The sequence below is a fragment of the Streptomyces sodiiphilus genome (genome assembly GCF_039529215.1).
Classification (GTDB): domain Bacteria; phylum Actinomycetota; class Actinomycetes; order Streptomycetales; family Streptomycetaceae; genus Streptomyces; species Streptomyces sodiiphilus.
In genome coordinates this window covers 98,767-125,052 of record NZ_BAAAMJ010000010.1, presented here as the reverse complement: position 1 = coordinate 125,052, position 26,286 = coordinate 98,767, and the positions used below count along the sequence as shown (strand labels likewise).

At 72.9% G+C, this 26,286-nt stretch carries 11 protein-coding genes (1 of these 11 only partly in view); 10 read left to right on the top strand and 1 reads right to left on the bottom strand.

From position 1 onward, the window contains the following. Positions 1-104: 104 nt before the first annotated feature. On the bottom strand, positions 105-578 hold the full coding sequence (locus ABD299_RS05725; protein ID WP_344259399.1) for a GbsR/MarR family transcriptional regulator: 474 nt from the start codon (positions 576-578) through the stop codon (positions 105-107). A gap of 93 nt (positions 579-671) precedes the next feature. Here ABD299_RS05725 and ABD299_RS05720 point away from each other — a divergent pair, with 93 nt between their 5' ends. The 10 genes from ABD299_RS05720 to ABD299_RS05675 all read left to right on the top strand — a co-directional run. Then, positions 672-1,601, top strand: a complete 930-nt coding sequence (locus ABD299_RS05720; protein WP_344259398.1) for an ABC transporter ATP-binding protein — start codon at positions 672-674, stop codon at positions 1,599-1,601. A 48-nt stretch (positions 1,602-1,649) separates the two neighbouring features. Beyond that, positions 1,650-2,420, top strand: coding sequence for an ABC transporter permease subunit (locus ABD299_RS05715; protein WP_344259397.1), 771 nt, complete (start codon positions 1,650-1,652; stop codon positions 2,418-2,420). 171 nt (positions 2,421-2,591) lie between these two features. Next, entirely contained in the window at positions 2,592-3,743 is a 1,152-nt protein-coding gene (locus ABD299_RS05710) for a cytochrome P450 (protein WP_344259396.1), read from the top strand. A 328-nt stretch (positions 3,744-4,071) separates the two neighbouring features. Continuing rightward, positions 4,072-6,909, top strand: coding sequence for a helix-turn-helix transcriptional regulator (locus ABD299_RS05705; protein WP_344259395.1), 2,838 nt, complete (start codon positions 4,072-4,074; stop codon positions 6,907-6,909). A 179-nt stretch (positions 6,910-7,088) separates the two neighbouring features. Beyond that, positions 7,089-7,595 carry a hypothetical protein gene (locus tag ABD299_RS05700; RefSeq protein ID WP_344259394.1) on the top strand — a complete coding sequence of 169 codons (507 nt, stop codon included), beginning with the start codon at positions 7,089-7,091 and terminating at the stop codon, positions 7,593-7,595. A 27-nt stretch (positions 7,596-7,622) separates the two neighbouring features. Continuing rightward, the gene (locus ABD299_RS05695; protein WP_344259393.1) at positions 7,623-8,147 is read left to right on the top strand and encodes a hypothetical protein; all 525 of its coding nucleotides are present in this window, start codon (positions 7,623-7,625) and stop codon (positions 8,145-8,147) included. A 31-nt stretch (positions 8,148-8,178) separates the two neighbouring features. Then, entirely contained in the window at positions 8,179-9,597 is a 1,419-nt protein-coding gene (locus ABD299_RS05690) for a PfaD family polyunsaturated fatty acid/polyketide biosynthesis protein (protein ID WP_344259392.1), read from the top strand. Beyond that, positions 9,594-10,460 (top strand): ACP S-malonyltransferase, encoded by an 867-nt coding sequence (fabD, locus tag ABD299_RS05685; protein ID WP_344259391.1) that lies wholly within the window; start codon positions 9,594-9,596, stop codon positions 10,458-10,460. Before ABD299_RS05690 ends, fabD begins: the two co-directional genes overlap by 4 nt. Positions 10,461-10,532: 72 nt before the next feature. Beyond that, positions 10,533-23,099: an SDR family NAD(P)-dependent oxidoreductase gene (locus ABD299_RS05680; protein ID WP_344259390.1), complete on the top strand. Its 12,567-nt coding sequence runs from the start codon at positions 10,533-10,535 to the stop codon at positions 23,097-23,099. After that, positions 23,096-26,286 carry the start of an SDR family NAD(P)-dependent oxidoreductase gene (locus tag ABD299_RS05675; protein ID WP_344259389.1) on the top strand. The gene runs 7,150 nt beyond the window's last position, so the window shows 3,191 of its 10,341 coding nt (coding positions 1-3,191); its start codon is at positions 23,096-23,098; the stop codon falls past the right edge of the window. Before ABD299_RS05680 ends, ABD299_RS05675 begins: the two co-directional genes overlap by 4 nt.

Here is a 26,286-nt window from a genome sequence, read left to right as displayed (position 1 = left end):
GGCCGGGGCCGGTCCGGGAGTCAGGAGCACCGGGCGCGCTGTCCTGATGGTGAAGGAGGGGGCTCGGCCGGGCGGAAGGGCTACGCGCGTCGCGCCCCCGGCCGTCATCCCTTGTCGGTGTCGTACTGCTCCAGCCACTTGTCGATGAGGGCGGCCATCTCCCGCTGCATGAACCCGTAGAAGTGCTGCATCTCGTCGAGGCGGCGACCCGGCGTGCTGTCCTTTCCGGCCACCTTGATGCCTTCGGAGGCCGCGTCCCACATGCTGCTCAGCAGGGCGTTCTGATTGCCCATCAGGGTCGCCCACGCGTGTTCCCGGAAGCGGTAGTGGTCGCGGCGGCTGCCGGGGGCGGGCACTCTCTCGATGATCCCGGTGGGAATGAGCTGCTTGACCGCGCCGGAGACCGCGCCGGAGCTGATCCGGAGCTCCTCGCACAGGTCCGCGGCGGTCATGGCCTCCTGGCGGCTGAAGAGGAGGGCGGTCATCACCCGCGCGGTGGTCTTCTGCATGCCGCTCTCGGAGAGGGTGAGCGCGAGTTTCTCGGCGGCTTCGCGGAGCTGGGCGTCCTTTTCGTCCATGGATGTCCTCCTCGGTGGCTGATGTTCATCATACCCATGGGGAGTTCAACTCTGAGTGTTCAATAATCTCTGAAAACTTGCTATGTTGCTGGCATGGAGAACGTCATCGAGTTGCGCGAGCTCACCAAGACCTACGGGTCCCGTCGTGGTCTGGCCGGCCTGAGTCTGGAGGTGCGCCGCGGCGAGGTCTTCGGCTTCCTCGGGCCCAACGGCGCCGGCAAGTCGACCACCATCCGGCTGCTCCTCGACCTGATCAGGCCGACCGGAGGCAGCGCCGAGGTACTGGGCCTCGACCCGCGTAAGGACGGTGTCGCCCTGCGCCGCCGGGTCGGCTACCTGGCGGGCGACTTCGTCTGTGACGGCCGGCAGAACGTCCGGAGCTACCTGCGGTTTCTCGCCGCACTCCGCGGCGGGGTGCCGCAGACCCGGATCGACGACCTGGCCGAACGTCTCGGGCTGGACCAGACCACCAGGATCAAGAAACTGTCCAAGGGCAACCGGCAGAAGGTCGGGCTCGTGCAGGCGTTCATGCACGAGCCGGAGCTGCTCATCCTCGACGAGCCCAGCTCCGGACTCGATCCGCTCGTTCAGCAGACCTTCCTCGACATGGTGACCGAGGCCGCGGCCGCGGGCCAGACCGTGTTCATGTCCAGTCACATCATGAGCGAGGTCGAGGCCGTCGCCGGGCGGGTGGGCATCATCCGCAACGGGCAACTGGTGGCCCTCGACACGGTGGCCAAGCTTCGCAGCGGGACCGTCCGGGACATCGAGGTCACCTTTGCCACGGCGGTGTCTCCCGGCGCCTTCTCGGACGTGCCGGGTGCCGACCGCCTGAGCCTGGACGAGACCGGGACGGTTCTGGCCGGACAGCTCGTCGGCAGCCCGGACGCGCTGATCAAGGCCATCGCTCTGCACACCGTCACGAGTCTGCGGGCCACCGAGCCGGCCCTCGAAGAGCTCTTCCATTCGTACTACGAGGGGGCCGATGCCTCGCCGCGGCCCGAGTCGGCGGCCGCTTCCTGATACCCCGCCGCTCCACCGCCCCCGATTCCCTGTTGAAAGGACCCTCAGTTGAGCGCCGCCGTCTTCACCAAGTACCTGTCCGACAGCCGCCGCGGCCTGATCGGCTGGGCAGTCGGCACCGCGATGGTCGGCATCGTCTATGCCAGTACCTATGAGTCGCAGAAGGAGAACACGGCGAGCCTGCCCGAGGCGCTGCGCCAGAGTCTGAACATCGACGCCACGGCCGCCGGTTACCTGCACGCGAGCGTCTTCGGGATCATTCTCCCGCTTCTGGCGGTGATCTACGGTGTCACGGCGGGGGCCCGCGCCGTCGCGGGCGACGAGGAGTCCGGGCAGCTCGACCTCGTGCTGGCCCATCCCCTCACCCGGACGTCCTTGGTGCTGCAGCGCTTCTGGGCGCTGACGGTGGGAGCCTTCGGTATCGCCGGGCTCGTCTGGCTCGGCCTTCTGGCGATCCGGGACAGTGCGCAGCTGAGCAGTATCTCGCCGGTGCAGTTCCTCGCCCAGTGCGTCAACCTGGCTCTCGTCGGTGTCCTCTTCGGCGCACTGGCGCTCGGCGTCGGTTCCGTGGTGGGCAGGCGCACCGTCGTCCTGGTCGTCAGCGCGGTCGTCGGTGTTGTCACCTACATGGCGGGCACGTTCGCCGGACAGCTCGATGCGGACTGGCTCGCGTGGATCTCCCCCTTCCACTACTACATCGGCGGGGAGCCGCTGAAGAACGGCTTCCAGTGGGGGGACATGACCGTGCTGGTGGTCGCCTCCGCGGTGCTCGTCGTGGTGGGGCTGGCGCGCTTCAACCGCCGGGACATCAACGTCTGAGCCGTCCGTGCCGGGAGCCGGACGGCCCCGGTTTCTGGGGTCGGTGCTGGGGGCCTCCCGGGTGTGGCCCGGGAGCCGGGGCCGGATGCTGCCATGGCCGAGTACCGACCCGCCAGGCGAGAGGGTGATGGGATGTCCGATCTGGACGCAGGTGTTCCTCCACAGCCGAATGTGAACGATCCCGCGATCTACGACTGGTACCGGCTGATGCGGGACGAGCATCCGGTGCACAGAGATCCGCTGACGGGCTGGTGGGTGGTGTACCGGTATGCCGACGCCCGGCACGTGCTGACCAACCCCGGCACCTTCTCCTCGGAGATGCACCGGATGGGATTCCCCGAGTCCGGGCTCGAAAGTCTCCCGCAGATGGACCCGCCGAGGCACACACGCGTACGGCAGATTCTGAGTACGGCGTTCACTCCTGGCTCGATCGCCGCGTACGAGCCGCAGATCATCCGCGTCACCAACGAGATCGTCGACGAGCTCGCCGGCCGCGAGCACGTCGACCTGGTGGCGGAACTCGCGTACACCGTGCCGATCGCGGTGATTCTGGAGATCCTCGGTCTCCCGGCCGAGGACCGGGTCCTCTTCTATGACTGGGCACGCAAGGTCATGAGTGTCACGCCGGAGGAGATGGCCCAGGAAGGCTACCTGGAAGCACTCGGTGAGCTCCAGCAGGAGGCGATCTCCTACCTGCGGGCGAAGGTCCGCGAGCGCAAGGGCGGGACCGGCGACGACATGCTGACCAGGCTCGCCAACGCCGAACTCGACGGAGAACGGCTGACCGAGGACGAGACGGTCAACTTCGCGAACGTCATGTTCGCGGGCGGTCACATCAGCACGACCATGACGATCGCGAACTCGGTGGATCTGCTGGATCTCCATCCCGATGCCCGGGAGGCCGTCCGCGCCGACCGCACGCTGATCCCCTCTGCGGTCGAGGAGGTGCTGCGGCACCGGCCTCCGATCACCACCGGGCTCAGGGCCTCCACCCGGGAGGTGGAGATCGCGGGCGTCACCGTTCCCGAGAACCAGCACGTGGCGGCCAGCTTCTGCTCCGCCAACCGCGACGAGCGCCAGTTCCCGGACCCCGAGGCGTTCGACGTGCAACGGCAGAGTGAGGGCCGCCACTTCGGCTTCGGCTTCGGAACCCACCACTGCATCGGGAACGCCCTCGGCCGGCTGGAGACACGGCTGGTGCTGAACGTGCTCTTCGACCGCTTCCAGCAGATCACGGTCGACCGGGACGGCGACATCGCCTGGGCCGTGCCCCCTCAGATGGTCGGGTTCGAACGGCTGCCGGTGCATCTCAAGCCCGCCTGACCCCCTCCGGCGGCGCCTCTCCGCCCCCTACGGCAGATCCCGGCCGTAGGGGGCGGAGCCGTGCCGGGCGCCGGCCCAAGATCGAACACCACGCACACGCGGTCGAAACGCCGATCGCTGGCAGCTTCCTGACGAGTGAGCATGTGGCTGCTCTTTGTGCGGGTCTGCTATTTTCTGACTGCCTACGGCCGCGAGTGCCCGGCCGGGGAAAACGCATTCACTCAGCCGTCCCGTCGTACTGCAAGTCTTCCGAACTGCACATTCCTTTTCCGATCCCCTCCAGATAGACCTCGAATTAACTTTTGCGGCTCCCTGTTCGAGAGGACGTGTGGTGTATCAGAGTTGCTCGCTTCTGGAACGCGAGGAAGAGACCGGCATTATTGCGTCGGCTCTGCGCCGGGTGCGGTCCGGCAGTGGCGCGATGGTCATGTTCGAAGGCTCCGAAGGGCTGGGAAAGACGAGCCTGCTCCAGGTGATCCGGGCCGGTGCGGAGGCCGAAGGGTTCGTCGTTCTCCAGGCACGGGGAAACGCACTCGAGCAGACATTCCGGTGGGGAATGGTCCGGCAGCTCTTCGAGCGTATGCTGTGCTCGGAGGCTTCCGCGGTGAAGGACAAGGCGCTCGTCGGTCCCGCGGCTCTGGTGGGCGGACTCTTCGACTATTCACAGCCCGTGGGAACCGGGCTCTCCGGCGACTGCGACGACAACCTCTACGCCAACGTGCACGGCCTGTACTGGCTGTGCAGAAATATCTCCGAGGAGCAGCCGGTGCTGCTCCTCATGGACGACGCGCACTGGGCGGACGCGGAGTCACTGAGATTCGTCAACTACCTGGCCAACCGGCTCGAGGGCAGCGGTGTGCTGCTGGCGCTCGCTCACGCGCGGTCCGGGCCGGCGGAAACCCGCGATCTCCTCATGTCGCTGTATGCCCTGCCACTCGTCTCGCACGCGCCTCTGGCGCCGCTGAGCCAGGACGCCGTGGGGCGGAGGATCGCCGAGCGGCTGGGCAGTGAGCCCCACGAGCGGTTCGCCGCGGAGTGCCTGAGGACCACGGGCGGCAATCCGCTGCATCTCACCGAACTGCTCGAGGAGATGAGACGACGCGGGGAGGCACCCGACGAGTCCGCGATCGAACGGCTCGCCCTCCTGACGCCCGCTCGCCTCGCCCGGCACGTCCTGCGGCAGATGGGAGACCTGCCGGTGCGCACAATGGCACTGGCGACGGCCGTCGCCGTACTCGGAGCGGACGCCCAGCCACAGCACTGTGCGGCTGTCGCACGACTTGAGGAGGCGGAGGCGGCCGAGCGGGCCGGCAGACTGAGAGACGCCGGAATCCTGCGCCCGGGGGTGCCGTACGCCTTCCGGCATCCCCTGGCAGGGCAGGTCATCTACGCCGATATGCCGGCTCACGCCCGCAGCACGGCGCACCGCAGGGCCGCGCGGTCTCTGCACATCGCCGAAGCCGGTGCGGTCGCCGTCGCCGAGCACGTGTGCAGAACGGAGACGAGCCTGGAACCCTGGATGGTCGACGTACTGAGCTCCGCCGCGCACGACGAGGCACGGAGCGGCCGGCCCGGCACGGCCGTCCGGTACCTGCGGCGTGCCCTGGCAGAACCGCCCCCGCCGTCGCTGCGCGCCGGGCTGCTGGCCGGGCTCGGCTCCGCCGAACTGAGGCTCCGTGCCCCGGCGGCTCTCGACCACCTCCGGCAGGCACTGCGGCACTCCTCGGACCAGGCCGACGGTCCGCGGGTGCGCCTGGAACTGGGGCTTGCGCTCGCCGCTTCCGGCCGCTTCGAGGAGTCGCTCGCCGCGTTCGCCCGGGCGGCGGACAGCGAGGCGACCGGCCCCGGCGCGGCATCGGCCGCCGGCCACGCGCGGGCCGTCGCCTCGGTGATGACCCGCCTGGCTCCGAAGCGAGCGGGACGATACCCGGCGGGCGCGCCCGGAGACGGTCCGCCGCACCGGGCTCATGCCGCGTTCGAGGCGCTGATCCGCGGGGTGGAGGCCGACCGCGTGGCGCGCCTCGCGACCGCTGTCCGCGGTTTACCACTGCCCCTCCATGACACGGAGATCACCGACGCGGCCATCGTGGCCTGGACGCTGGCCCAGTGCGACCGCCTGCACCGGGCGGAACACATCCTGACCCGACTGGTACGCGAGGCAACGGAGAGGGGGTGGCTGCTGGCCGCCGCCACCGCGGAAAGTCTCCGGGCCGGAGTCGTTCTGGACGCCGGCCGGGTGCGGGAGGCCGAGGCAGTGGCCCGCGGCGTCCTGGGGGACCACGACAGCCGGTGTCTGAGGCCTGTCGCCGTACCGCTGGCCGCCGCCACCCTCGTGCACTGTCTCATCGAGACCGAGCGGCTGGAGGAGGCCAGTGACTTCCTGAAGACCGCCGGTCTGGCCGCCTGTCTGCCCGAAGCGGCGCACTTCGTACCCCTGCGCATGGCCAGGGCTCGCCTCCGGATCCACCAGGACCAGCCCGAGGCCGGACTGCTGGAACTGCGGGAGTGCCGGGAGCGGGCAGGCCGTGAGGGATGGGACTTCCCACCCGCGGCCTGTGCGTATCTGCCTGACGCCGCCCGGGCAGTGGCGCTCACCAGCGGGGCGAAGGCCGCCAGGGCGGTAGCCCGCGAGGAGATGCCGCGTGCGCGCGGCTTCGGCGCGGCCAGACCGCTCGCGGTCGCCCTGCGCACGTACGGCGAACGGACGGGGGGAGAGGAAGGACTGCGGCATCTCCGCGAGGCCGGCCGCCTTCTCGCGGCATCTCCGTACCGCCTGGAACGAGGCCGCACACTGGTGGCCCTCGGCTCCGCGCTCCGCCGTGGCGGCCATCGCAGTGATGCGCGCAAGCACCTGACGGACGGGCTGGAGATCGCCCGCACGAGCGGAGCGTCCGCTCTGGAGAACAGCGCCCGCGAGGAACTGCGTCTCGCGGGTGCCCGGCCGGGCAGGGCCCGGGTCAGCAGCCCGGCCGCCCTGACCCCCGCCGAGGAACGCGTCGCGCAGAAGGCAGCGGTGGGTCTGAGCAACAGGGAGATCTCCCAGGCACTGTTCGTCACGGTGAAGACCGTCGAGTGGCACCTGAGCCAGACCTACGCGAAGCTCGGCATCGGCAGGCGGGCCGAACTCCCCCGGGCACTGGCCGGCCACGGCCTGGCCGCCGACTGACGCGACGACGAGGCGGCGTCCGCCCCGGCGGACGCCCTGCCCGCTCGCACGTACTGGGGTTCCTGCTGGGGGTACTCCGGGGGCGCGCGCGGCATCGGACAGGACAGTCTGACCGGCGGATCGCACCGCGGTGCGGCAGTCGGAGCACTGCCGCACCTCGTACCGGAGAGGCGGGATCAGTGACCGGCAGCGCCAGCACCGACAAGCGATACGACACCCTCACCCCGGCGGAGCGCCGCTTCGTGGACGAGGTCGCCCGGCACTACCACGAGGCACACGGTGTCACCGGGGAGAAGGCCCGGGCGATGGCCTGGATGATGATCAGCGATCCCGTCGAGCAGACGATGGACCAGATCTGCGCGGCCGTGGACGCGACCCCGGAGGACATCGAGCAGCTCATCGAGCAGCTCATCCTGGCCGGGCTCTACGCGCGGACCGGGGAACCGGGAGAGGAGGCGCGGTACCGCCTCGTCGACGACGGCTACGCCAAGGCCGTGTCGGACACCTTCGCGAGCTGGCCGGAGTACCACCGGATCTTCGCCTACGGGCTGGAAGTGCTCGCGGACGCGAGCGCGGAGCGCCGCCGGCGGATCGCGGAGATCGAGGAACTCTTCGGTCACATCGTCCCGGACCTCGCCGACATGGCGAAGCGCTGGGAGGAACACCGGCAGAACGTCTCCGCCTGACCAGCACGGACCGAGAAGGGAACGCACATGACGGCCGGTACAGCTCCCGCGCGCCTGACCGAGGGTGAGAAGGCGTTCGTCGAGAAGGTCGCCCACTACTACTTCGTGAACGACGGAATGCCGCACGACCGCGGCAGGGTCGTCGGCTACATGATGATCTGCGATCCACCCGTGCAGAGGCCCGGTGACATCGAGAAAGCACTGGGTGTGCCCCGCGAGGCCATCGACCGCATCGTGGACCAGCTGACACCGGAGAACGACCCGGTGAGCGTGTTCGAGCGCACCGGCGAGCTGAGCGGGGAGTACTCGGTCCGTCTCCGGGAGAACAGCTGGGGGCCGAAGGTCCGGGGGATCTTCGCCGAGTTCCCCGACTTCCACGGCATCGCCTCCCGGGGACTCGAGGAGCTCAGAGCCGAGGGAGCCTCCGAGGAACGCCTGGTGCGGCTGGCGAACATGGAGAGATTCCTCGGGTTCGTCAGCGCCGAGATGCCGGCCATCCTCGCACGCTACGAGCAGCGCAAGGCCCGCGAGGCGGACGGCTCCCGGAACTGAACGGTGACCGCGAAGAGGAGGTGACTCGTCCATGCTGCTTGCGCCCGCTTCCGGCCGGCCGCCCGCGGACACGGCCCTGATCGCGCCCGAGGCGCTGGGCAGTCCCGCCTTCCGGGCGGACCACGGCACTCGGTACGCCTACGCCGCCGGGTCCATGTACAAGGCGGTGGCCTCCGAGGACATGGTCGTCCGGATGGGCAGGGCCGGCCTGCTGTCCTACTTCGGTACCGGAGGGCTGCGGGCCGAGCGGGTGGTCGCCGCGATCAGGCGCTTCGAGCGTGACATCCCGGAGGGCCCCTACGGGTTCAACCTGCTGGCCAGTCATGAGAACCCGGCCCGGGAGGAGGACCAGGTCCGGTTGCTGCTGAGGCATCGGGTGCGCCGGGTGGAGGCCGCCTCGTTCATCCGGCCCACCCGGGCCCTGGTCCGCTACCGGCTCAGCGGGCTGCGGCCGGCGCGTGACGGCTCGGTGCACATACCCCACCGGGTGATGGCCAAGGTCTCCCGGCCGGAGGTCGCCCAGTGTTTCCTGGAGCCCGCTCCCCGAGCCCTGGTCGAGGCCCTGGTCCTCGACGGGAGCATCACGGAGGAGGAGGCCGCGCTGGGCGGGCGCGTGCCCATGGCGGACGATCTGTGCGCCGAGGCGGACTCGGGTGGCCACACGGACCAGCGGCAGCTCGTCGTCCTGCTGCCGGACACCGTCCGGCAGCGGGACCGGGTGAGCCGCGACTTCCCGGCGGCTGCCGCGGTGCGGGTGGGCGCGGCGGGAGGACTCGGCGTGCCGGAGGCGGTGGCCGCGGCCTTCGTGCTGGGGGCCGATTTCGTCCTGACGGGCAGCATCAACCAGTGCACGGCGGAATGCGGCACCAGCGAGCGCGTCAAGGACATGCTCCAGGCCGCCGGGGCACACGACATGGCCGTGGTCCCGGCCGGCGACATGCTGGAGACGGGCGCCCGGGCCCAGGTACTGCGCCGCGGGCTGTTCTATCCGGCGCGGGCCAACAGGCTCTACGAGCTGTACCAGCGCCACGACAGCCTGGACGATCTCGACGAGCGCACGGCCGACCAGCTGCAGCGGCGGTACTTCCGGCGGAGTTTCGACGAGGTCTGGGAGGAGACCCGCGCCTATTACGCCGAAGCCAACCCGGCTGCCCTGGAGCTGGCGGAGCGCGATCCGAAGCACAAGATGCTCCTGGTGTTCAAGGCCTACTTCGTCCAGTCGATCAGGCTGGCCATGAGCGGCGCCGAGGAACACCAGGTGGACTACCAGATCAACTGCGGACCCGCACTCGGCGCACTCAACGCCCGCCTGCGCGGCACCCCCTGGGAGGACTGGCGCAGCCGCCACGTCGACGATCTCGGCGACATGCTGATGCGTGGCGCGGCACAGGTACTGAGCGACCGGCTGGAGGCCATGACCTCCCTGACGCGTGACCGGAGACAGCAGTGACGACCGTCCATCTCTTCCCGGGCCAGGGCTCGCAGCGTGTCGGCATGGGGGAGCGGCTGCTGGCCGCCTATCCCAATCTGGTCCGGCAGGCCGACTCGGCGCTCGGGTACTCCATCGCCGAACTGTGTCTCACCGGCCCCGCCGAGCGGCTTGCCGACACCCGCTTCACCCAGTGTGCCGTCTACGTCGTGGACGCGCTCTCCTACGTCGACACGGTCCGCACCACGGGCGTCGTTCCGGACGTGGTCGCCGGGCACAGCCTCGGTGAGTACGCGGCACTGTTCGCCGCCGGAGCGTACGATTTCCGCACCGGCCTGGAGATCGTCGCCCGGCGCGCGGCACTGATGGCCGAAGCGGGCCCGGGTGCCATGGCCGCCGTCATGGGCCTGGACGAGGCGGCTCTCCGCCGTCTGATCGCGGCACACGGCGCCGAGGTGGACATCGCCAACATCAACGCCCCCGATCAGATCGTGGTGTCCGGACGCCCGGACGACATCGAGGCAGTCTCGGGCGAGCTGTCCGCGCACGCCTCCGCCGTGGTGCCGCTCAAGGTCAGCGGTGCCTTCCACTCGCGGTACATGCGGCCGGCCGCCGACGAGTACGCCCGGTTCCTCGGCAGGTATGTGTTCGGACGGCTGAGGATCCCCGTGATCGCGAACACGACGGCGCTGCCCTACGGGGACAGCGACGTGGCGAGTGTGCTGTGCCGTCAGCTGACCCAGCCGGTCCGCTGGAGCGAGACCGTCGAATACGTCCTGGCTCTGCCGGACGCGCAGGTGCGGGAGGTCGGCCCGGGGAACGTGCTGACCGGGCTGACGCAGCGCATCCAGGGCGCTCGGCGGCGGGCGGCGGTCTCCGCCTGAGGGCCCGCGCCCCCTGGCCGGTCCGCAGGCGACGGCACTTCGTCCGATTCTCCGGAGAGGAACAAGCGGCGTATGACTTCCATGCCCGTCACCGGCACCCTCGGCATCACCGGGGAAGAGGTCCGGGAGTTCGCAGAGGCGAGCGGGGACACAAGCCCCTTGCACGTGGACGAGAGCTACGCCCGCCGGACCCCCTTCGGCGAGCCCGTCGCTCACGGGGTCCTGTGTGTGCTGAAGGCGCTGGCCGCCGGGCCGGAGCTCGACGGCCTGCGGCTGTCCGGGCTGAAGGCCCGGTTCCCGGGCCCGGTCGTGCCCGGCCAGCAGTACACCTGGACCGCCGAGGGGACCGGCCCGGACCCGGCCCCGGGCGGCACGCCGGTCACCGGGGAGCCCACGACGGCACGGCTGCTCACCGTCCGGATTCTCGACGGCCGGCGGACCCTGGTCGAGGCACGGGTCACCCTGGAGGCGGGGGAGCCGCGGCCGGCACCGGCACGGTCCGCCGCACCCGTGAGGACGGAGAAGGCCGCGGCCTCACCGCTCGCCGGCCTCACCCCCGGACAGGTGATCGGGACCTCCTACCGGCCCGACTGGGCGGCGCTCACCCGCCTGCGGGAAGCCCTGTGTCCGGACGGGCACGCGGTCGACACCGAGCAGCTGGCGGTGCTCGCCTGGGCGAGCCAGCTCGCGGGCATGGAAGCGCCCGGCCGGGCGGCGCTGATCAGCGGCCTGGAGCTGGAGTGCGAGGCGGCGACGGAGCGGGCGGACTTCACGGCGCGCGGAGAGATCGCTGACGTGGACGAGCGCTACCGCACGCTGCGCCTGGAGGGCGAAGCGGCGGCGGGGCTGCTCCGGGCACGGGTGCGGGTCCGGGTCTTCGCGCGGCGGGAGAGCAGGGCGCCTTCCATCGACCGGCTGCGCGAGCTGCTCGACGGCCACGCGCGCGACCTGCCGCTCGGCGGCCGGACCGCCTTCGTCACCGGGGGCAGCCGCGGGCTCGGAGCGGCGGTGTCCGCGGCCCTCGCCCTGGCCGGCTGCACTGTCCATCTGGCGTTCCGGGACAGCAGGGACGAGGCCGACGGACTCGTCACCGCCCTGGGCCCCGACGGCAGCCGCGTCCGCCTGCACCAGGGCGATGCCGGAGACCCCGAGTGGTGCGCACGGACCCGTCGGCTGATCGCGGAGACGGACGGCCCCACCGGACTGCTCGTCCTCAACGCCGGCCCGGCGGCGCGGGCACTCGACCTGCACCCCGCCGCCGTCCGGCGCGCCGGCGCGCACGTCGAGGCCGCGGTGCGGCTGGCGCAGGCCCCGCTCGCCGCCTTCGCGGAGGATCTGGCGGCGTGCGGCGGACAGGTCGTCGCCGTCTCGTCCGCCTACGCGACCGCGCCTCCCCGCGGCATGAGCCATTACAGCGCCGCCAAGCACGCGGTCGAGGGCCTGGTGCGGGCGAGCGTCTCGGAGTTCCCGGAGATCTCGGGCCTGGTGGTACGCCCGCCCCGGCTCGCCACCACCTTCGCCGACGGTGTGACCGGCAGCGAGGAGCCCCTGGCCGTGGAACCGGCGGCCGTGGCCGTGGTCCGCCGGATCATCGCCGGAGGGGAGGCGGGCGGCACAGCGGTGCTGGACGACTTCGGCCCCCTGCCCGCAACGCCGGACCCGGCCGGGCCCGAGGCGCGGCCCGGCACTTGCGCCACGGAGCTCCCCCCGGGCGGCACCGGTACCCTCGCGGTGGCCGGCACGTTCACCACCGACCACCTGGCCAAGGGGCTCGCGCACTGGGCCGAGCGGCTGGGGCTGGACCTGTCGGTGCGGCTTCTGCCGTACGGCCAGGTGTTCCAGTCGCTGCTCGACCCCACGAGTGCGTTCGCCGGCAACACACGTGGCTGCAACACCGTTCTCCTCCGGTTCGAGGACTGGCCCCGTGGTGCGGAGGCACTGCGGACCGCCGACGAGTTCGCCGCTGCGGCCCGGAACGCCGCACAGCGGACCACCGTTCCCCTCCTCGTCGTCCTCTGCCCGCCGTCACCGCGGGCCGCCGGACAGCACGCGGCCGAGTTCGCGGCGCTCGAGGAGCGGCTGCGCTCCGCGGTGGCCGGCGTGCGAGGACTGCACCTGACCGGCACCCGGGACTGGTGCGGCCCGTATCCCGTGGAGCGCCACCACGACGCGGCGCGGGAGGAGCACGCGCACATCCCCTACACCCCGGTGGCCCACACGGTGCTGGCCACCACCGTCGCGCGGAAGGTCCACTCGCTGCTGGCCCCGCCGTTCAAGGTCCTCGTCCTCGACTGCGACAACACGCTGTGGCGCGGGGTCTGCGGCGAGGCCGGGGCCGACGGCATCGAGATCGGCGCCGCGCACCGCCGCCTCCAGGAATGGGCGGTCCAGCGGCACGACGAAGGGGTGCTCCTCTGCCTGAGCAGCAAGAACAGTGAGGAGGACGTCGACGAGGTCTTCCGCCGTCACCCCGGCATGCCCTTGCGGCCCGGACACATAGCGGCCCGCCGTGTCGACTGGAACCCCAAGCCCGGCAACATCGAGGCGCTCGCCCGGGAACTCGGTGTGGGGCTCGACAGCGTCGCCTTCCTCGACGACAACCCGGTGGAGGTCGCGGCGGTGCGGGCCGGCTGTCCCCAGGTTCTCGCCCTCACCCTGCCCCGGGAGGAGAGCCGGTGGCCCGGTTTCCTGGACCGGCTGTGGGCGTTCGACAAGCCGGAGGTGACCCAGGAGGACAGACGGCGGACCGAGATGTACCGGGCCGGCCGGGAACGTGCGGCCCTGCGGGAAACGACAGCGACGCTCGGGCAGTTCATCGAAGGGCTCGACCTGCGGGTCGATGTGCGCGAAGCGGATCCCGGCCGGCTGGCCAGGATCGCGCAGCTGACGCAGCGGACGAACCAGTTCAATCTGCGTCCGGAGCGCAGGACCGAGTCGCAGCTGCGTGCCCTGCTGGACGGGGGAGCACGCTGCTGGGTGGCCGAAGTCCGTGACCGGTTCGGGGACTACGGCCTGGTGGGGGTGGCGGTCGTGAGCGGGGCGGGGGACGCGGAGCCCGGCACCGCGGTGCTCGACACCTTCCTGCTCAGTTGCCGGGTCCTGGGCCGGGGCGTCGAGCACGCGTTCCTCGCCGCTGTGGCCGCCCGGCTGGCCGGGAACGAGGGACGCCGCACGCTGCGGGCCGTGCACCGTCCGACCGGGAAGAACGTCCCGGTCCGCACGTTCTTCGACTCGGTTCTCGGACATGCCGCCACGACGGCGGACGACAGCGGTGACGTCGTCTACCTGGCCCCCCTGGAGGAGACGGCGCGGATCACCTTCCGCCCGGACGCCGCCGCCGACTCCCCTCCGACGGCGTCGTCCTCCTCCTCCGCTCCGCCCCCGCGTCCGGTGGGAGGGCCGGCCCGGCTCGCCCCGCTCGCCGCGCTCGCCTGCGAGCTCACGGACGCGGCCTCGCTGCACCGGGCGGTCACCGGGGAGGCGCCCGAGGCCGCCGGCCACGGCGAAGCCGGACGCCCACCGGCCGCGCGCACCGGCGAGGCGCTGGACAGGCTGCGCGAGGTGCTGGCGGGGCTGGTCCGCCTGCCGCCCGGGGAGCTGCGGTCCGGAACGACGCTGGAGTCGCTGCGGCTGGAGTCCCTGGAGATCGTCGACGCCACGGTGGCGCTCGAGGAACACTTCGGACGGCTGCCCAGGACGCTGTTCTTCGAACACCGCACCCTGGGCGAGGTGGCAGGCGCCCTGGAACGGGCTCACGGCCGTGCCGCCGAGCCTGCCGTACCCTTCCGGGCGGACGCGCCGGCCCGCTCCGGGGCCGGGAAGGGCGCCGCCGCGGACGAGGACATCGCCGTCGTCGGGATCGCCGGCCGGTTCCCCGGAGCCGCCGACACCGGGGAGCTGTGGAAGAACCTGCTGGCCGGCACGGAGTCGCTGGGCGACGCGATGGACCGCTGGGGCCGTCCCGATCTCCTGGACCCCGCCGGCGGCCCCAACCGCACCTACACCTCGGCGGGCGGACTCATCGAGGGCGTCGACGAGTTCGACGCGCTGTTCTTCGGCATCGCGCCCAGCGAGGCCGCGACCATGGACCCGCAGCAGCGGCTCTTCCTGCAGACCGCCTACCACGCGCTGGAGGACGCCGGGCACACCGCCGCGGACCTGGGCAGGAACGTGGGGGTGTACGTGGCCTCGATGGGCCCCGACTACGCGGTGCTGAGCGCCGACGCCGCCCTGGACGGCCGCAGCCGCTACCCGAACAGCGACATCTACCAGATCGCCAACCGCGTCTCCTACTTCCTCGACTTCACCGGGCCGAGCATCGCCGTGGACACGGCGTGTTCCGGCTCCGGCGTCGCCCTCCAGCTCGCCTGCGACGCCATCCGGGCGGGCACCGTCTCCGCGGCGGTCGCCGGCGGCGTCAATGTGATCCTGCATCCCGCGCGCCGCATCCAGTACGCCCAGCAGGGCATGCTCTCCGCCGCCGGCCGCTGCCGGCCGTTCGGTGCCGGGGCCGACGGCATGGTGACCAGCGAAGGCGTGGGGGCGGTACTGCTGCGGCCCCTGCGGGACGCGCTGGAGGACGGAGACCACGTCTACGGCGTGATCAAGGCGGTCGTCACCAACAGCGGCGGACGGACCAGCGGTTTCACCGTGCCGAGCCCCGCGGCGCAGGCGGAGCTGGTCCGGACGGCACTCCGCCGGGCCGGAGCCGGCCCGGCGGCCATCGGATACGTGGAGGCACACGGCACGGGCACGCCGCTCGGCGATCCCATCGAGATGCGCGCGCTGACCGAGGCCTTCGGCGCGCTCCCGCGGGACGTCACGGTCCCCGTCGGCAGCATCAAGGGGAACATCGGCCACACCGAGGCCGCCGCCGCGATGGCGGGGCTCACCAAGGTGCTGCTCCAGCTCCGGAACCGCACGCTCGTGCCGTCGCTGCACGCCGAACAGCTCAACCCGGACATACCGTTCGAGGAGACGCCGTTCCGGGTGCAGAGGAGTGCCGCCCCCTGGCCTCCCGGTCCGCCCGGCGCGCCCCGGCGTGCCTGCCTCAGTTCGTTCGGAGCCGGCGGCGTGAACGTGCACATGGTGGTGGAGGAAGCGCCTCCGGAAGCGCCGGAGCCCGACCGGTCCGGTACCGGACCGGAACTCGTCGTGCTCTCCGCTCGCGACGACGGACAACTGCGTGCCGTCTGCCTCCGGCTCGCCGCCTGGCTGCGCGGCGCGGGCACCGGTGTGCCCCTCGCCGACATCGCCTTCACCCTGCGGTCGGGCCGGGAGCGGTTCGCCAGCCGCCTCGCCGTTCCGGCACGGGATCACCAGCACCTCCTCGCCGTTCTCGACCGGCTGTCGGAACCCGGCCGGGACATGGCCGGGAGCGCACGCGACAGCGGCGACGCCGCCTTCGACCGGGCGGACGGCGGGCGGGACCTCCGGGGCGTGTTCGACGGCGGCCGGGAGGCGACGCTGCTGCTGCGGAGCATGGCCGAGCGCGGAGACCTGCTCACGCTGGGACGGCTGTGGTGCGCCGGGGCGGACATCGACTGGGCTTCCGTGCTGCCCGGGGCCGCCCGGCGCCGGGCTCCGCTGCCGGGGTACCCGTTCGCGCGGGCCCGGCACTGGCTGCCCGGGGTCCGGACGCCGGACGCCCCGCCTCCAGGGCCGTCCGGCCGTTCCTCCGCGGCCCTCACGTACTACGCACCGCGCTGGATCGCCGGGACGGCGCCGGGCCGGCCGCCGGCCGGCCGGGCGGACGTGGTGGTGGCCGGCGACGCCGGGCCGTGGAGTGCCGGAGCCGACCACCGGGTTCCGGATCTCTCCCGCCTGCCGCACGGTGCCGCCCCCGGACGAGGGCTGGTGGTCGTCGACCGGCGCGGCCTCGACAGCCCGCACCTGCCGGTACCGGAGGCCGCGGCACGGGCCGCCGGCGCCGTGGTGGCCTCGGCCCGCCTGGCGGCCGGGGGCCGGGAGGTCGTCCACGTCTGTCTGGGCCCCTCGGACGAAACCGACCCGCACGGTGCCGTGGTGTCCGGGGCCGGGCGGGCACTGGCCCAGGAGATCCCGCGGTTCAGGACGGTACGGATCGAGGTCGCCGCCGGCACGCCCGAGCCGGCGCTCGCCGAGGTGGTGGCCGAGGCCGGAGGGCGCACGAGCGAGATCAGGCTGGGCGGCGGCGAGCGGCAGGTGCGCCGCTGGGAGCCACTGACCGTCCCCGGCGAGGGAGAAACCGCGTTCCGGCGAGGAGGGCACTACCTGATCACCGGGGGGAGGGGCGGCATCGGCACGACGCTGGCAGCCTTCCTCACCGAGCGGTACGGCGCCTCGGTGACGCTGACCGGGCGCTCCGCAGTGGGCAGTGAGGCGGAGGCGGCCCGGGAGAGGGCGCGCGCGTGCGGCGGCGACCTGCTCCACCTGTGCGCCGACGCGACCGACGCCGACGCCGTGGCCTCGTCCATCGCGGTGGCGTGCGAGCGGTTCGGGCCGCTGAACGGCGTCATCCATGCGGCGGGACACCTCCACGACGGCCCGCTCAAGGACATGACGGACGAGGACGTCCGCGGCGTGCTCGCACCGAAGACCACCGGAGCGGTGCTGCTCGACGAGGCCACGGCCTCCTGCGACCTGGACTTCTTCCTGGTGATGTCCTCCTTCGTCGGCACCTTCGGCAACGCGGGGCAGGCGTCCTACTGCGCCGCCAACAGCTTCCTGGACGCCTTCGCGCGACGGCGGGCCGCCCTCGTCGCCCGGGGGCTCCGGCACGGCCGGTCGGTGTCGGCTCTGTGGCCCCTCTGGGAAGAGGGGGGCATGGCCATGCCGCCGGCGGTCCGGCGCCTCACCGAGACGACGGTCGGACTCACCGCGATCCCCTCGGCGGTGGCCTGGGACGCGGTGCGGGACGTCATCGCACTGGGGCACCCCACGGTGCTCGTCGGCTGCGGAGCGCAGGACCGGATCGCCGCCGCGCTGGCCGCGCTCGAACCGGCGGCGCCGACGCCGGGAAGCGGTCACCCGGACACGGACAGGGCGGCCGAAGAGGGACCGGCGCAGGCCGGGCGGGCCGCCCTCACCCTGTCCCGGCTGGGCGAACGGCTTCGTGCCGAGGCCGCCGGCCTCGTCGGCATACCGGCCGACGCGGTGCGCACCGACGCGGAATTCGGGGACTACGGCTTCAACTCCATGCTGTTCACCGACTTCGCCAACCGGATCAACGACCTTTACGGACTCACGCTGACTCCGGTCGTCTTCTTCGAGCACCCGACCCTCGACGCCCTCGGTCCGGCGCTGTACGCACGCCACCGGGAACGTCTGGAGGCGGCCACGCCCCGGGTGGCCGAGCCGCCCTCCCCGGCCGAGCCGCCCTCCCCGGCCGAGCCGCCCTCCCCGGCCGAGCCGCCGCCGTCCGGGGAGCGCGAGGGGCCGGCTGCCGTCCCCGGCCCGCAGAGCGGTGCGGACCGCACACTGCGGCCCCCCGAGGACCGGCGGGCGATGCCCGTGGCAGTGATCGGCATGGCGGCACGACTCCCCGGAGCACCCGATCTCGGCACGTACTGGGAGAACCTCCTCGCCTGCCGGGACCTGGTGGCCCCCGCACCGCCGGGACGCTTCCCCGGTGAGCCGCCGCGCGGCGGATTCCTGGAGGACATCCTCGCCTTCGACGCGGACTTCTTCGGCATTTCCCCCCGGGAAGCCCGCCTGATGGACCCCCAGCAGCGGCTCTTCCTGGAGGCCGGCTGGCAGGCGCTGGAGGACGCCGGCCACAACCCGCGCGCGCTCGGCGGCAGCCGGACGGGCGTGTTCGCCGGGGCGACCCTGTCCGACTACGCCGGGCTGCTGGGCCGGACGGGGGAGGAGGTGGCGGGCCACAGCGTGACGGGCCACGTCCAGAGTGTCATCGCCAACAGGCTCTCCCACCTCCTCGACCTGCGTGGCCCCAGCGAAGTGCTCGACACCGCCTGCTCCAGCTCCCTGACCGCGGTCCACCGCGCGGTGCGGGCTCTGGAGGCTGGAGAGTGCGAGATGGCGGTCGCCGGCGGGGTCAACGCCCTGTTCGACCCGACCTGGTTCGAGTCCCTCGGGAAGGCGGGAATGCTCTCCGGCACCGGCCGGTGCTGGACGTTCGACGAGCGGGCCGACGGCTTCGTCCGGGGGGAGGGCGTGGGAGTCGTCGTCCTCAAACCGCTCGGCCGGGCGATCCGGGACGGCGACACGATCCACGGGGTCATCACGGGCAGTGCCGTCAACCACGGTGGCCGCGCGCACTCCCTGACCGCCCCGAACCCCGAGGCGCAGGCGGACGTGATCGTGGCCGCGCTCCGCAGCGCCGGGGCCGACCCGCGCACCGTCTCCTTCATCGAGACGCACGGCACCGGCACCCGGCTCGGCGACCCGATCGAGGTGGCAGGACTGACCTCGGCGTTCCGCCGACTGGGGGCCGGTGACGGCGGGCCGTGGTGCCATCTCGGCGCGGTGAAGACCAACATCGGCCATCTGGAGTCGGCGGCGGGCATGGCCGGCCTGCTCAAGGTTCTGCTCGCGCTGCGCCACCGGACCCTTCCGCCCAACGCCGCCGGTGAGCGGGCCAACCCGCATCTGCGTCTGGCGAAGGGCCCTTTCCGGGTGCTGCGGGAGGCACGTGAGTGGCTGCCGACGGACGCGGCCGGCCGTCCGGTGCCGCTGCGGGCGGGGGTGAGCGCCTTCGGCTTCGGCGGGGCCAACGCACATGTCGTGGTCGAGGAGCCACCGGCCCGTTCCGCGGCCGGGACCGCGGAGACCGGCGCTCCGTCCGCGCATCTGGTCGTTCTCTCCGCGACCGGCCGGGACCGGTTGCGCGCCTACGCCCACCGGCTGCGTGCGCACGTCACCGGTACCGGGCAGCGCCTTGCCGACATCGCCCACACCTCGCGGGTGGCCAGGCCCGCGCTGCCGGTGCGGATGGCCGTCGTTGCCGCGGACCCGCCGCAGCTGCGGGCCCGGCTCGACAGTTTCCTCGCGGGACAGGACGCGCCCGGCCTCCACACCGCTGACCCGCCCGGGCCCGACGCCGCCGGCCACCCGGCGGACGACGGGACGCTGCGGGAACTCGCGCGGCGCTGGGTCGGCGGAGGTCCCGTCGCCTGGCCGGCCGGCGAGGGCCGGCGGCGGGTGCCCTTTCCCACCTACCCGTTCGACCACTCGACAGCCCACGGGCCCACGGCCGTCCCCGTGCCGTCCCTCCAGCCGGCCCCGGGCGGCCGGGCCGGACCCGGCCCCGTGCCGCCCCCACCGCCGCCCGCGGCGGAGGACGACCACGGCCACGCTCCGCGGTTGCTGGCCCGGAGCTGGCGGCCCGCAGAGGCCCCCGGAGCGTCACCGGCCGGCATCCCGACCTGTCTGCTCGTCGTGGGCCGGGAAGCGGACGTCTCGCTCATGGAGGAGCTGGCCGGCATCGACGACGTGCGCTGGCTCGTCCTGCGGGAGCCGTCCGCCCTTCCCGCGCTCGCCGCCACCGAGTTCGAAGTCCCCTTCGACGACTACGAGGGCGGGCGGCGCGTCGCCGGGACCATCGTCGCGGAGCACGGCCCGCCCGATGCCGTCATCGACCTCGTCGACGCCATGGGCACCGGCGGACCCGCCCCGGAAGCCGCCCGGACAGGGCTCCTCCAGGTGCTCGCCGCCGGCCGGCACTCCGGCGGGCTGCGCCTCGTCCACATCGGCCGGGGCGTGGAGGCCGGCGGCAGCGGGCCCCTGCCGTCGCCCGCGAGCGTACTCACCGGCGCGCGCATGGCCGCACTGGTACGGGCGCTCGGCGCGGAATACTCCGCGCTGCGCACGGTGAGCGTCGAGACCGGTACGGGAGACGGCCGGCAGCCGGAGCCGAGCCCGCTCGCCCTGGCGATGCGGGAGCTGAGCACGGCGGGCGAGGAGCCGGCGGTGCGCTACGAGAACGGGGTCCGGCACGTCGCCAGGCTCACGGACCTGCCCCTCCCGGCACCTGCCGCGGACGGGCACCTCGGTGCCTTCCCGGTCCACCCGCACCGCCCCTACCTGATCACCGGAGGCACGGGCGGACTCGGCCTCGCGGCGGCGGGACTGCTCGTCGCCCGGGGCGCGCGGCGCCTGGTGCTGGCCGGACGCCGTGCCCTGCCGGGCCGCGAGCGCTGGGCACAGGCCCGTCCGGACGACTGGTGGGCCGGTCCCGCGGAGGCGATCGCTCGCCTGGAGGCGGCCGGCGCGCAGGTCATGCTCGCCGACGGCCCGCTCACCGGCGAGGCGGGGACGCCCGGCTGGCCGGCTGCCATGAGGGCGCGCTTCGGCCCGCCGGCCGGCGTCCTGCACTGCGCGGGCTCGCTGTCGGACACGCCCGCCTTCGTGCACAAGACGTACGACGAGATCACCGCGTGCTGGGAACCCAAGGGCTCCGGCCTGCTCGCCCTGGACCGGGCACTGGCGGACGAGGAACCCGACTTCGTCGCGCTCTACTCGTCCGTTTCCGCCGTCGTCCCGGCCCTGGCCACCGGGCTCAGTGACTACGCCGGTGCGAACGCCGCTCTCGACGCGTTCGCCGCGTACGCGACCGAGCGCGGTCGCCTGCGGGGCTCGCGCACCCGCTGGATCGCCATCGGCTGGGGCAGTTGGGCGGACATCGGCATGGGGGAGGTCACCAGCCCCCGCTACCGGGGTCTGGGGCTGTCGGCGATGACACGGGAGCAGGGCCTGGGGCTGCTCGACGCGGCGCTCTCGACGACGGGACACAGCGCTCTCGTCGCCCTGACGGCGAAGCCGGGGGCCACCGGTGCCCTGCTGCCGGAGGGCGGCACCCCTCCGGCCGGGGAGCCGGTCACCGGACGCGATGCCGGCCCGGCCATGACGGAACGGACCGAGCGCTGCGCGGCCCACATCACCGGGATACTGGCGGCCGAGCTCCTGCTCGATCCGGAACGCATCGCGCCCGACACCAGGTTCGGCGACCTCGGCGTCGACTCGATTCTGATCGCCGCGATCGTGACGAAGCTGGAGGCCCTCGCGGGGGCCCCGCTCGAACCGTCCGTGATCCTCGAACACCCCACGGTGCGACGGCTCGCACACCATCTGGCCGAACGCTACCCGGACGGACTCGCCCGCTGGGCGGCTTCCCGTCCGGAGCCGGAACGAGACCCCGGCGACGAGCGTCCGCGCGCACTGCCCGCCGCGGAGCCCCTCCCGCAGCCGGGAGCGCCCCGGCCGGCACCGGACACCTTCCCGCTCGCGGTCATCGGCATGGCGGGCAGATTCCCCGGGGCCCCCACGACCGCCGGCTTCTGGGAACTGCTCAGGAACGGCCGGTCAGGGATCCGTGAGGTGCCGCGCGCCAGGTGGGACGTCGCCTCGCTGTACTCGCCGGAGTACCGGCCCGGCCGGAGCATCAGCAAATGGGGCGGTTTTCTCGACGGAATCGAGGAGTTCGACGCGGAGTACTTCGGCGTCCCCGAGACCGATGCCGCTCACATGGACCCGCTGACGCGGCTGTTCCTGGAAACCGCGGAGCAGACCTTCGCCGACGCGGGGTACCGGGGCGAGGAACTGGAGGGCCGCCGCATCGGTGTGTTCGTCGGCTCGGGCACCAGCACCTATGGTGCGCGGGTCGCGGTGCCGGGCCGGGCCACAGCAACCGGCCTCAACCAGAACTTCATCGGGGCGCAGCTCGCGCACTTCCGCGATCTGCGGGGACCGAACCTGGTGGTCGACACGGCCTGTTCCTCCTCGCTGACCAGCCTCTTCCTCGCTGATCAGTCCCTGCGGCTCGGCGAGTGCGAGATGGCTGTCGTCGGGGGAGCCGATCTCATCCTCGACGAGACGCCCTACCTGTCACTGAGCGCCGCCCGGGCGCTGTCCCCCGACGGGGTCTGCCGCGTGTTCGACGCGGGGGCCAACGGTTTCGTGCCGGGAGAAGGCGTGGGCGCCGTCCTGGTGAAACCGCTGCGGGCCGCTCTGTCGGACGGTGACCGGGTGCTCGCCGTCATCGAGGCCACCGCCGTCAACAACGACGGCCGCACCATGGGCCTGACCACCCCGAATCCCGAGGCCCAGCGGGCGGTCGTCCAGGACGCCCTGCGCAAGGCCGGGGCGGAAGCCGGCAGCGTCTCCTACGTCGAGACCCACGGAACCGGCACCATGATCGGCGACCCGATCGAACTACGCGCTTTGACCGAGGTGTTCGGCGAGCACACCGCGGAACGCGGCTTCTGCGGGGTCGGCAGCGTCAAGTCCAACGTCGGGCACCTGCTGATGGCGGCGGGCATGGCGGGTCTCCACAAGGTCGTCCTGTCCCTGATGCACCGGGCGCTTCCTCCCACGCTGCACTGCGCACACCCGAATCCGCGGTTCGCCTTCGACGCCTCGCCGTTCCGTCTGCAGACGGAACTGGAGCCGTGGCGGCCCCGGCACGGGGTGCGAAGGGCGGGGCTCAGCGCGTTCGGGTTCGGCGGCACGAACTGTCACGTCGTCCTCCGCGGGCTGAGGGACGGCGAGCGCGACCCCCACCCGGTCCGGCGGAGTCCACTGCCCGCCCCGGTCTTTCACCGCAGGCGCCACTGGGCCGGGAACCCGGGCCCGGCCCGCCCCGGGCAGTCGCCGCAGTCCCCCCGTCCCCTGCTCGAGCTGGAGGAAGTGGTTCAGCCATGACGGAGAACCGACACGCGGGACCCGAGGAGAGCGGCGTGGCGCGGCTCGCCGGGCGGCGGATGGCGACCTCGGTCGACGCCGGGGACCCGGCGGTACGCGACCACCTGGTGCACTCGGTGCCCGTTCTGCCCGGGGTGTTCCTTCTCGACCTCGTGCTGCGCCTCGCCCGGCACGCCGGGGTCGATCCGGCCTCGGTCGAACTGCGGCGCATCGTCTTCCTCGCACCGGTGATCGGGACCGACGAGGGCCGGAGGGTCGAAATCGTCGCCGGCGACCCGGATGCCGGGAGCCCGGTGCCGGTCACCGTGCGCAGCCGGCCTCGTGACGGTGCCGCCGAGGGGACCGGCTGGGAGGTCAACTGCACGGCCGAACTCCACCCGGCCTCCGCGGACCCGGAACAGCGGATCGACCTCGGGCCCTGGACGGACCCGGCCCGCGGGACGGTGGACGTGGCAGACCTCTACGCGTTCGTCCGGAACCAGCTGGACATCGACCACCGCGGCTTCATGAAGGCTTCCGGGACCGTGCACACCCGCGGGGGGCAGGCCCTGGCGAGGATGCGGCTCGCCGAGGAGGCGGAGCCGTACCTGGGCCACTTCCACGCCCACCCGGCGGTGCTGGACTTCGCCACCCTGGTGCCGATGCTCCTGTTCCGGGAAGCGGAGCGGGCCGGCGCCCGGCACGCCTTCATCCCCATCTCCATCGACCGCTTCCACGCCACGGCCGGCATCGGCCGCGAGAACCTGGTGCTCGTGCCCGGCCCGGTCGGCGGGCAGCTGGACTCCGAACTGTTCGACGCCGACCTGTGGATGTGCGCACCCGACGGCGCCGTGGTGGCCCGGATGACCGGATTCCGTGCCAAGCGCGTCCGGTCGGCAGAGCTGATCACCCGTCGGCTCCCCGGACGTCATGAGCCCCCCGCCGTACCGGATGACGTGACCGGCGAAGCGACGGCCGGAGGAGCGCCGGCACCGGCCGGAGAGGCGCCGGCACCGGCCGGCCCTCCTCCGTCCGGCGGCACGACACCTCCCGCCGGCGCGCTCGGCGTGGTCGGGGACCTGGTGGCAGCCAAGCTCGGCGGGTCGGCCGGCGCGCCGGACCCCGACCGCGGCTTCTACGACCACGGCCTGACCTCGGTCGACCTGCTGGGCATCGCGTCGGAACTGGAACAGCGCATCGGGAGCCCGCTCTACCCGACGCTGCTGTTCGAGTACCCGACCGTCCGGGCACTCGCCGGGTATCTGCGCGACCGGGGACACGAGGACGCCCTCACCCGCCCGCAGGACACGGCCGCCCGTGACGACGCGCCCGCCGGCGAGGCGGAGCAGGCCGCCGCGCCGCCGGCGCCGTCCCGGCCCGCCGCCCCGGAGGCCCCCCGCAGGGCCCGTACACCCGGGGGAGACGAGCCCGAGGAACCCCTCGCCGTCGTCGGCCTGGCCGGCCGCTACCCCGGCGCGGCCTCCCCCGACGAGCTGTGGGAGGTGCTGCGCGAGGGCCGCGACCGCGTCACGCCGATTCCCGCCGACCGGTGGGACAACCGCCCCTGGTTCGACGCCCGGCGCGGCACGCCCGGCCGTACGTACGCCGAGTGGGGAGCCTTCTGCGACGGCGTGACCGAGTTCGACGCCGGATTCTTCGGGATCACCGCACAGCAGGCCCGGCTGATGGACCCCCACGAGCGGCTCTTCCTGCAGACCGCGTGGGAAGCGCTGGAGGACGGCGGCCACACGCCCGGGAGCCTCGCCGCACAGACCGAGGGCGAGGTGGGGGTGTTCGCGGGGCACATGTGGAACGACTATCAGCTCCACGGCCTGGACCGGGTGCGTGAGGGAGTACCGGAAGTGGCCGGTTCCTGGTCCTCCTCCCTGGCCAACCGCGTCTCGTACACGTTCGACTTCCAGGGCCCCAGTCTGACCGTGGACACGGCCTGCTCGGCGGCGCTCACCGCCCTCCACCTCGCGGTCCGGAGCATCCGCCGCGGCGAGTGCCGGGCGGCGCTGGCCGGAGGCGTCAACCTCTCGCTCCATCCGTACAAGTACCTCCGTCTCGCCGGACTGGGGCTGCTGTCCCCCAGTGGCCGGTGCCGTCCCTTCGCGAAGGACGCCGACGGCTACGTGCCGGGAGAAGGCGTGGGAGCCGTGATCATCAGGCCGCTGGCCGACGCCCTCGCGTCCGGCGATCACATTCACGGCCTCATCCGGGGGTCCGCGCTGCGCCACAGCGGGCGCACCGGGGGGTACTCGGTCCCCAGCCCCGACTCCCAGGCCCGGGTGGTGGCGGACGCACTGGACGACGCGGGTGTCCCGGCCCGCACCATCGGCTGCGTCGAGGCCCAGGCCACGAGCACGCTGCTGGGGGACCAGATCGAGATCGAGGCGCTCAGCTCGGTCTACGCCCGGCACACGGACAGCCGCGGTTTCTGCGCGATCGGGTCGGTGAAGGGAAGCATCGGCCACCTCGAAGCGGCGGCCGGGGTGGCCGGACTGACCAAGCTGCTGCTGGCTCTCCGGCACCGCACCATTCCGGCGGGTCCGGACGTCGGGGAGACCAACCCGGCCCTCCGGCTGGACCGGACGCCGTTCTACCTGCCGCGGACAGCCGAGCCCTGGCCCCGCCCGGTCGACCCGGAGACCGGCCGGGAAGTGCCCCGCCGTGCCGCGCTGAGCGCCTTCGGCGCGGGGGGCGCCAACGTGCACCTGATCGTCGAGGAGTACACACAGCCGCAGCGGGACACGGCACCCGCCGGGCCGTGTGCCGTGCCGGTCTCGGCCCGCACCGAGGAGCAGTTGCGCGCCCAGGCGGAACGTCTCGCGCGGCACCTGCGGGACCGTCCCCGGCTCCGTCTGGCCGATGTCGCGCACACCCTGCGGGACGGGCGCAGGCCGATGGAGCACCGGGCGGCTTTCGTGGTGAGCGACCTGGGCGGACTCGTCGAGGAGCTGGAGGCCCTGGCCGAGGGACGGCCCGTCCCGGCCGGCTCCGGGAGGCAGCCGGTGCGGGCGGCGGGGGAGGAGCCCGAGGCGCTGCTGGCCGAACGCTGGGCGGCGGGCGAGCAGACGGTCTGGCCCAGGAACCCGGAGGCGGTCAGGGTGCCGCTGCCCACGTATCCGTTCGCCCGGGACCGGTACTGGCTGAGCGAGGGCACCGGGCGCCCGCCGCAGCCGGACACCGGACGGCAGGACGGGCC